Genomic DNA, 9,419 nt, shown 5'->3' with positions numbered 1-9,419 from the left:
CCCCTGTCGGAGGGCCCTGCCAGCTGAGGCCGAGAACGAAAACAGTTGCTCGACCCCGGACCAGCGAGGCGCTGGACCCAGGGTTGAAAAACTGCGCTCCGCGCAGTTTTTCAAACAGGCCGACGAACAAGCCGGGGTGCCAGCCGAACCAGTAGCGCGGCTGTCTTGGTGGGCAGGGTCGCGGCTGGTCTTCACCGGGCCTGTTCGATGAACTGCGCATCGCGCAGTTCATCGAGCTTGGGTCCAGCCCCTGGCTGGTCCGGGTCCAGGGGCGGACAGCCCCTGGTGGGGCCTGGGGCAACGCCCCAGCTCTGCGCTTCCCCGTGCTCAGGGCCGTGGGAGGCCCAACGAACGCATCGCAGGCGAGCCCCACGATCGATCCAGTGATATATCGTGCGCCGAAAGAGCAACTGAGGAAGGTTCCATCTCGTGCAAGCTCGCGCCGCCGTCGCACCTTACAAGCCCCGCCACCACGTCCGCCTCGTGACCGCAGCTTCGCTCTTCGACGGCCATGACGCTGCCATCAACGTCATGCGCCGCCTGATGCAGGCCTCTGGCGCCGAGGTCGTGCACCTCGGGCACAACCGCTCGGTCGCCGAGATCGTCACCTGCGCCATTCAGGAGGACGTCCAGGGGATCGCGATCACGTCGTACCAGGGCGGCCACGTCGAATACTTCAAGTACATGATCGAGCTCCTGCGGCGCGCGGGGGCTCCCATCAAGGTCTTCGGCGGCGGGGGAGGGACGATCCTCCCCTCGGAGATCGAGGAGCTGCACGCCTACGGCGTCGCCCGCATCTACTCGCCCGACGACGGACGCGCGATGGGCCTGCAGGGGATGATCAACGATCTGCTCGAGCGATGTGACTTCGAGAAGCGCCCCCCGGAGTTCGAGCCCCACCTCGCGCGCATCGCCGAGCGAGCGCCGGAGACGATCGCCGCGCTCATCACCATCGCGGAGAACTTCCCGGAAGCCGGCGACAGGCTGCGCGAAGCGCTCGCCGCGCTCCCGGCGAGGCCGAGGCGGACGCCCGTGCTCGGCATCACGGGCACGGGCGGCGCGGGCAAGTCGAGCCTCGTCGACGAGCTCGTGCGCCGCTTCCTCGCCGACAGCAAGGACAAGACGATCGCCGTGCTCTCGGTGGATCCCTCGAAGCGCAAGTCGGGCGGCGCGCTGCTCGGCGACCGCATCCGCATGAACGCGATCGACGATCCACGCGTGTACATGCGCTCGCTCGCGACGCGCCAATCGAACCTCGCGCTCTCGAAGCACGTGGGCGAGTCGATCGACGTGTGCCGCGCGGCCGGCTTTGATCTCATCGTCGTCGAGACGTCGGGCATCGGGCAGTCCGACACCGAGATCACCGAGTATGCCGACGTCTCGTTGTACCTCATGACGGCCGAGTATGGCGCGGCGACGCAGCTCGAGAAGATCGACATGCTCGATTTCGCCGACATCATCGCCATCAACAAGTTCGACAAACGCGGCTCGCTCGACGCGCTCCGCGACGTCAAGAAGCAGTGGAGGCGCAACCACAACGCCTTCGACGTCGCCGACGACGACGTCCCCGTGTATGGGACGATCGCCTCGCAGTTCAACGATCCGGGGATGAACAGGCTCTACCGGACGATCATGCAGACCCTCGCGACGAAGGCGCGCGCCCCCTTCCAATCTCGCATCGAGCTCACCCCTGGAATGAGCGAAAAGCGCTGGATCATCCCTCCGGAGCGCACGCGGTACCTCGCCGAGATCGTCGAGACCTGCGAGTCCTACGACGCCTTCGTGCGCGCCCAGGCGGCGATCGCCCGGAGGATGTACCAGCTTCACGGCAGCATCGAGGCCCTGCGCGCCAACGTCGGCAAGAAACACCTCGAAATCGTGGAGCCGACCGGCCCGGCCGATACCGTGCTGGTCACCCAGCGCATCGAGGGAGAGCCGCCCTTCCTCGGTGAGCTCGTGGAGCTTTATCGGGACCTCGAATCACGCCTCGCCCCCGAATGCAAGAAGCTCCTCGACGAGTGGCCCGCCACGAAGCGGCGGTATGCCGCGGCCAAGTACCAGTTCCAGGTCCGAGACAAGGTCATCGAGCTCGACCTCGTGTCCGAGTCGCTCTCGCACCTCCGGATCCCGAAGGTCTCCCTGCCGAAATACGAGGACTGGGGGGATCTCTTGACGTGGCTCCTCCGCGAGGCGCCGCCGGGGCAGTTCCCGTTCACGGCGGGGGTCTTCCCGCTCAAGCGGGAGAACGAGGACCCGGCGCGCATGTTCGCGGGCGAAGGCGGCCCGGAGCGCACGAACAGGCGTTTTCACTATGTCTCGCGCGGCCTGCCCGCCAAGCGGCTCTCGACGGCGTTCGACTCCGTCACGCTCTACGGCGAGGATCCGGATCCTCGGCCCGACATCTACGGGAAGGTCGGCAACTCCGGCGTCTCGATCGCCAATGTCGACGACGCGAAGAAGCTCTACTCGGGCTTTGATCTTTCGGATCCGACGACCTCGGTGTCGATGACCATCAATGGGCCGGCGCCCATGCTGCTCGGCTTCTTCCTCAATGCCGCGATCGACCAGGGCTGCGAGAAATGGATCCGGAGCCAGGGGAAGGTGGCGGAGGTCGAGCAGAAGATCACCGAGATGTTCGCGCAGCGCGGCGTGCCACGCCCGAGCTACCAGGGGACCTTGCCGGAGGGCAATGATGGCCTCGGGCTGATGCTCCTCGGCGTCTCCGGTGACGAGGTCTTGCCCCGCGAGGTCTACGAAAAGATCCGCGCGGCGACGCTCTCGACGGTCCGCGGCACGGTGCAGGCCGACATCCTCAAGGAAGATCAGGCGCAGAACACGTGCATCTTCTCGACCGAGTTCGCGCTGCGGCTGATGGGGGACATCCAGCAGTACTTCATCGACCGGAAGGTCCGGAACTTCTATTCGGTCTCGATCTCCGGCTACCACATCGCGGAGGCCGGGGCGAACCCGATATCGCAGCTCGCGTTCACGCTGGCGAACGGCTTCACGTTCGTCGAATACTACCTCTCGCGCGGGATGCACATCGACGACTTCGCCCCGAACCTGTCGTTTTTCTTCTCGAACGGCATGGATCCCGAATACACCGTCATCGGGCGCGTGGCGCGGCGCATCTGGGCGAAGACGATGCGCGACAAGTACGGCGGCAACGATCGCTCGCAGAAGCTCAAGTATCACATCCAGACCTCTGGCCGCTCGCTCCACGCCCAGGAGATCGCGTTCAACGACATCCGGACGACGCTGCAAGCCCTCCTCGCGCTCCAGGACAACTGCAACTCGCTCCACACGAACGCGTATGACGAGGCGATCACGACGCCGACCGAGGAGAGCGTCCGGCGCGCGCTCGCGATCCAGCTCATCATTGCCCGCGAGTTCGGCCTGTCCAAGAACGAGAACCCGACCCAAGGCTCGTTCATCGTCGAGGAGCTGACGGATCTCGTCGAGGCGGCCGTGCTGAACGAGTTCCGCTCGATCTCCGAGCGCGGCGGCGTGCTCGGCGCGATGGAGCGCATGTACCAGCGCTCGAAGATCCAGGAAGAGTCGCTCTACTACGAGACGCTCAAGCACAATGGCGCGTTGCCCATCATCGGGGTCAATACGTTCCTCGATCCGAAGGGCTCGCCGACGGTCTCGCCGCCCGAGGTCATCCGCGCGACCCAGGAGGAGAAGGACGGCGCGATCGACGTGCGCGACGCATTCTGGAAGCGAAACGCGGGCGTGGCGCCCGCCGCCCTGGAAGCCGTGAAGCATGCGGCGGTCGAGGGCGGCAACATCTTCGACGCGCTCATGGAGGCATGCAAGGTCTGCACGCTCGGGCAGCTCTCGCATGCGCTGTATCAGGTCGGCGGCCAGTACCGGCGCAACATGTGAAAGAGGAGCCTGCCATGGAGTTCCCGCCCGTCACGGTCGCCGCGTGGCGCGCCCAGGTCGAAAAAGAGCTGGGAGGTCGCTCGTTCGAATCCGCCCTCGTCCACGAGGCGATGGAGCGGATCCTGATCGCGCCGCTCTACACCGAGGCTCCGGCCTCCGCGCGCGCCTCGGGGGATCCCTCCGCGCCGCCGTTCCGGATCTGCATGCGGCAGGCGCGCGGCGCGACCGCCGCCGATCTCGTGGCCGACGTCGAAGGGTGCGCCGACGCGCTCTGGCTCGGGCTGGGCGATGCGTGTGGCGCGGCGCTCGCGCCCGCGGATTTCGCGCAGACGTTTTTCGTCTTCGATATGGAGGACGTCGCCTCGGTGGAGGCCGTGGAGCGCCACGTCTCTGCCCTCACGCCCGTGGCCGCGTCGCGCTTCGCTCTTTGCATGGACCCGCTCGCCTCCCGCGCGCGGGGCGCCGCGCCGTTCGCGACCCTCGCCGAGGAGCTCGCGGCGCTCGGGCGCGTCGCCCATTTCGTCGAAGCACGCGCGCCGGGGGCGACGGCGGTGCTCGTCTCCACGCTGCCCTACCACGACGCCGGGGCGGACGCCGCGGACGAGATCGCCTTCGCGCTCTCGACGGGCGCGCGTTACCTCGATGTGCTGCTCGAAGCGGGGCTCTCGCCGGAGCAGGCCGCGCGCCAGATCGCCGTGCAAATGGCGGTCGGTCGGGACACGTTCGTCGAATTGTGCAAGCTCCGCGCGCTCCGGACGTGCTTTCGGAAGCTCCTCGCGGCCGTCGGCGCGCCCAGCGGGCCGCGCACGAAGGTCCACGCCGTCTGCTCCTCCCGGACGCTCACGACGCGGGATCCCTGGGTGAACATGCTCCGCGTCACGACCCAGATGTTTTCCGCGATCCTCGGCGGCGCCGATCTCGTCACGCCCAACGCATTTGATCAGGCCTTTGGCGTCCCGTCCGCGCTCGCCCGTCGCGTCGCGCGCAATACGGGGCTCGTCCTGCGCGAGGAGAGCTTCCTCGGCAAGGTCGCCGATCCTGCCGGCGGCTCGTACTACTTCGAGACCCTCACGGACGCGCTCGCCCGCGAGGCGTGGCAGCGCTTCCGGGCCCTCGAACGGGAAGGGGGCATGACGGACGCGCTGGAGAGCGGCCGCCTCGCGGCGAGGATCGAGGCCGTCGCGCGCAATTGGCGCGAGCGGATCGCGAAACGCAAGGTCCCCATCCTCGGCGTGTCCGAGTTCGCCCACCTCGACGAGACGCGGACGCGCCCCGTGCCGAGCGAGGAGGCGCCTCCCCAGGCCGCGCACGCCCTCGCGGCCGAGCGCGACGCCGCGGCGTTCGAGGCGCTCCGCGCGCGCGCGGAGGCCGCGGAGACCCCACCGGAAGCGGTGCTGGTGACGCTCGGCCCCTTCGCCGAGTCACGCCCACGCGCAGGCTTCGCCGCGGGCTTCTTCGCCGCGGGCGGCATTCGCACGCGGGAGAGCACGACGGACGAGCCCGCCCCCCTCGTGTGCCTCTGCGGCACCGACGAGCGGTACACGACCGAGGCCGCCGAGCGCGCGCGCGCGCTCAAGGCCGCCGGCTGCAAGCGTGTCCTCGTCGCGGGGCGTCCTTCCCGGCTCGATACGTCGCTGCGCGAGGCCGGCGTCGACGGCTTCATTTTCCTCGGTTGCGACGCAGTGACCGTTCTCTCCGAGCTGCTCGGGGTCCTCTCATGAGCCGTTTGCCCGATTTTGCTGAACTCGACTTCGACGCGGTGCAGACGGACGTCGCCCCGCCGATCACGCCGCCCGCGGAACCGTGGGACACCCCCGAGGGGATTCCCCACCGACGGATCTATACGGCCGACGACCTCGTTGGCCTCGGGCACCTCGGCACGCTCCCCGGCTTTCCGCCCTTCGTGCGCGGCCCGTATCCGACGATGTACGTCCAGAAGCCCTGGACCGTGCGGCAATACGCGGGGTTCTCGACGGCCGAGGAGTCCAACGCGTTTTACCGCAAAAACCTCGCCGCGGGGCAGATGGGCCTCTCGATCGCCTTCGACCTCGCCACCCATCGCGGATACGACAGCGACCATCCGCGGGTCACGGGGGACGTGGGCATGGCGGGCGTGGCCATCGACTCCATCCTCGACATGCGCCTGCTCTTCGACGGCATCCCGCTCGACAAGATGAGCGTCTCGATGACGATGAACGGCGCGGTCTTGCCGATCCTCGCGCTCTACATCGTCGCCGCCGAGGAGCAGGGCGTCCCGCCTTCGAGCCTCACCGGCACGATTCAGAACGACATCCTCAAAGAGTTCATGGTGCGGAACACGTACATCTATCCGCCCGCGCCCTCGATGCGGATCATCGCCGACATCTTCGCGTACACCTCGCAGAAGATGCCGAAGTTCAATTCGATCTCCATCTCCGGTTATCACATGCAGGAGGCCGGCGCGACCGCCGATCTCGAGCTCGGATACACGCTCGCCGACGGCCTCGAATACGTGCGCACCGGCATCGCCGCGGGGATGAATGTGGACGCGTTCGCGCCACGCCTCTCGTTTTTCTTCGCGATCGGGATGAACTTCTTCATGGAGGTCGCGAAGCTCCGCGCCGCCCGGCTCCTCTGGGCCGAGCTCATGTCGCGTTTCTCGCCGAAGAGCGACAAGTGCCTCGCGCTCCGCACGCATTGCCAGACCTCGGGTTGGTCGCTCACGGCGCAGGACGTCTACAACAACGTGATCCGCACGTGTATCGAGGCGATGGCGGCGACCCAAGGCCACACGCAGAGCCTGCACACGAACTCGCTCGACGAGGCGCTCGCGCTGCCGACGAACTTCTCGGCGCGCATCGCGCGGAACACCCAGCTCCAGCTCCAGCTCGAATCAGGCACGTGCAGGCCCGTGGATCCCTGGGGCGGCAGCTACTACGTCGAGCGGCTCACGCACGAGCTCGCCGCGCGCGCGCGGCAGCACATCGACGAGGTCGAAGCGCTGGGTGGCATGGTCAAGGCCATCGAGGCCGGCGTGCCGAAGCTCCGCATCGAAGAAGCCGCCGCGCGTACCCAGGCGCGCATCGACGCGGGCAGGCAGGCCATCATCGGCGTGAACCGTGTCCGTCCGACGAGCGATGAGGCCGTCCCCGTGCTGAAGGTCGACAACGCGGCCGTCCGGCGCACGCAGATCGAGCGGCTCGAGCGCCTGCGGCGCGAGCGCGACCCCGCGGCGTGCGAGCGCGCGCTCGAAGCGCTGACGGCTTGTGCCGCCGGCCGGGGAGGGAACCTGCTCGATCTGGCGACGGCCGCTGCGCGGGCGCGCGCCACGGTCGGAGAGATGTCGATGGCGCTCGAAAAGGTGTTCGGGCGTCATCAGGCCGAGATCCGCGCCATCTCCGGCGTGTATGCTGGCGAGGTGGGAGAGAACTCCGCCGCCGTGGCGACGACACGGATGCGCACGAAGGCCTTCTTCGAACGGGAGGGACGGCGGCCGCGCATCCTCGTCGCCAAGATGGGGCAAGACGGGCACGACCGCGGCCAGAAGGTGATCGCCACGGCGTTCGCCGATCTCGGGTTCGACGTCGACATCGGTCCGCTCTTCCAGACGCCCGAGGAGACGGCGCGCGCCGCTGTCGAGAACGACGTGCACGTCATCGGCGCGAGCTCGCTCGCCGCGGGCCACCTGACGCTCGTCCCGGCGCTGCGCGCGGCGCTTTCGGCGCTCGGCCGTCCCGACATCCTGGTCGTCGTCGGGGGCGTGATTCCCCCGGACGACTATCCGGCGCTGCGGGCGGCGGGCGCCGCGGAGATCTTCGGGCCGGGCACCGTGATCGCGGAAGCAGCCGGCGCTCTGCTCGATCGCCTGGAAACGGACGCGCCATGACGCGCAGGCGTCCGCGCCTCTCGCTGGATGCCTACGAGCGTGGCGTTCGGGAGCGTGATCGTGCCGTGCTCGCCCAGGCGATCACGCTCGTCGAGAGCCGCGACGAGACCGACGCCGCGCTCGCGCAAGCGCTGCTCACCCGCCTCTTGCCCGCGACGGGCGGCGCGCGGCGGGTCGGCGTGACGGGCGTGCCCGGCGTCGGAAAGAGCACGTTCCTCGACGAGTTCGGGATGCGCCTCCTGTCGCGCGGCAAGAGGGTCGCGGTGCTCGCCATCGATCCGTCGAGCTCGATCTCGGGGGGCTCGATCCTCGGCGACAAGACACGCATGGCGAGGCTCTCGCTCGAAAAAGAGGCGTTCATCCGGCCGTCGCCGAGCGGGCTCACGCCCGGAGGCATCGCGCGGCGCACGCGCGAGACGATGCTGCTCTGTGAAGCCGCGGGCTTCGACGTGATCCTCGTCGAGACCGTGGGCGTGGGGCAGGGCGAGACCGCGGTCTCCGACATGGTCGATTTCCTCCTGGTGCTCGCCTTGCCGGGCGCGGGGGATGAGCTCCAGGGCATCAAGAAGGGCGTCCTCGAGCTGGCGGACGCCATCGGCGTCAACAAGTGCGACGGCGAAGGCGCTCTGCGCGCTCGGACAGCGCTTCACGATCTGCGGGCCGCGCTGCGTTACCTGCCGCGCAGGCGCCCGAGCTGGAAGGCCCGCGCGCTCGCGGTGTCGGGCCTGACGGGCGAGGGGCTCGACGCCCTCTGGGATGTGGTCGAGGAGCATCGCCAGACGCTCGAGGCCTCGGGGGAGCTCGCGGCGATGCGCGCGGAGCAGCAACGCTCCTGGATGTGGTCGCTGATCACCGAGCGGCTCGAACGGTGGTTCCGTGCCCACCCCGAGGTCGAGCGGCGGCTCGCGGGCATCGAGGCCGATGTCGTCGCAGGGCGCATGACGCCGCCGGTCGCGACGGATGCGCTCTTCGCGGCCTTCACTGCCGCGACCCGGCTTTCCTGACGTAGGCCGCTCGAAACGGGGTTCGGGCGAGCTTCCAGCGTGCCGCGTGGTGCTCCCACCGTCGAGGCCCCCGCGCGTCCTCGTCGCGCGAGGGTCTCCGAACGTTCGATCCTTCGCGCGTCATCGTCGCGCGAGGGTCTCCAAACGTTTGATCCTTTGCGCGTCATCGTCGCGCGAGGGTCTCCAAACGGTCGCACACCCGCGCGTCCTCGTCGCGTGAGGGTCTCCAGGCGGTCGAACACCCGCGCGTCCTCGTCACGCGAGGGTCTCCGAACGTTTGGAGACCCGCGCGTCACGTTCTCCCGCGCCCCTTCGAACGTCCCGACACCCTCGCGCGCCCAAAACCTGCGCATCCGGAGGTCTGGAGGACGCCGGAGCTCCCCACGACGGCCGCCCCGGCGGCCCTTGCGCTCGCACAAATCGTCGTGGTACCGACGCGCCCCATGCTCGGTTTGATCTTGCGCACCCGCGGCGCTCTCGTCCTCGTGGCCCTCGGGGCCTGTGCGCGCGTCGATCCCGGGGCGCCAGCAGCAAACGTGCAGGGCGCGGCGGCTCCGGCGTCGAGCAGCGCGGCGGCTCCGGCGTCGAGCAGCGCGGCGGCCCCGGCGTCGAGCAGCGCGGCGCCCGTGGCGACCGCAGCGCCGAGCGCCTCCCCGGCCGCG

Annotated in this window: 5 protein-coding genes; all 5 read left to right on the top strand. The window is 68.9% G+C overall.

Features of this window, described 5'->3' with window-relative positions; all coding sequences use genetic code 11:
- Positions 1-531 precede the first annotated feature (531 nt).
- Positions 532-3,888 carry a methylmalonyl-CoA mutase family protein gene (locus QHF89_RS49295; RefSeq protein ID WP_425440862.1) on the top strand — a complete coding sequence of 1,119 codons (3,357 nt, stop codon included), beginning with the start codon at positions 532-534 and terminating at the stop codon, positions 3,886-3,888.
- A gap of 14 nt (positions 3,889-3,902) precedes the next feature.
- Positions 3,903-5,609, top strand: a complete 1,707-nt coding sequence (locus QHF89_RS49290) for a methylmalonyl-CoA mutase family protein (protein WP_136972761.1) — start codon at positions 3,903-3,905, stop codon at positions 5,607-5,609.
- Positions 5,606-7,753: a methylmalonyl-CoA mutase gene (scpA, locus tag QHF89_RS49285; protein WP_136972762.1), complete on the top strand. Its 2,148-nt coding sequence runs from the start codon at positions 5,606-5,608 to the stop codon at positions 7,751-7,753. The genes QHF89_RS49290 and scpA overlap by 4 nt, the downstream gene beginning before the upstream one ends.
- Positions 7,750-8,757 carry a methylmalonyl Co-A mutase-associated GTPase MeaB gene (gene meaB, locus QHF89_RS49280; RefSeq protein WP_136972763.1) on the top strand — a complete coding sequence of 336 codons (1,008 nt, stop codon included), beginning with the start codon at positions 7,750-7,752 and terminating at the stop codon, positions 8,755-8,757. Before scpA ends, meaB begins: the two co-directional genes overlap by 4 nt.
- A 443-nt stretch (positions 8,758-9,200) precedes the next feature.
- The coding region (locus QHF89_RS49275) for a hypothetical protein (protein WP_284721995.1) at positions 9,201-9,419 on the top strand (219 nt) is incomplete at its 3' end.

Source organism: Polyangium sorediatum, from assembly GCF_029946465.1.
Taxonomy (GTDB): domain Bacteria; phylum Myxococcota_A; class Polyangia; order Polyangiales; family Polyangiaceae; genus Polyangium; species Polyangium fumosum.
The sequence above is the reverse complement of the archived record's forward strand: the minus strand, read 5'-3'. Positions and strand labels throughout refer to the sequence as shown.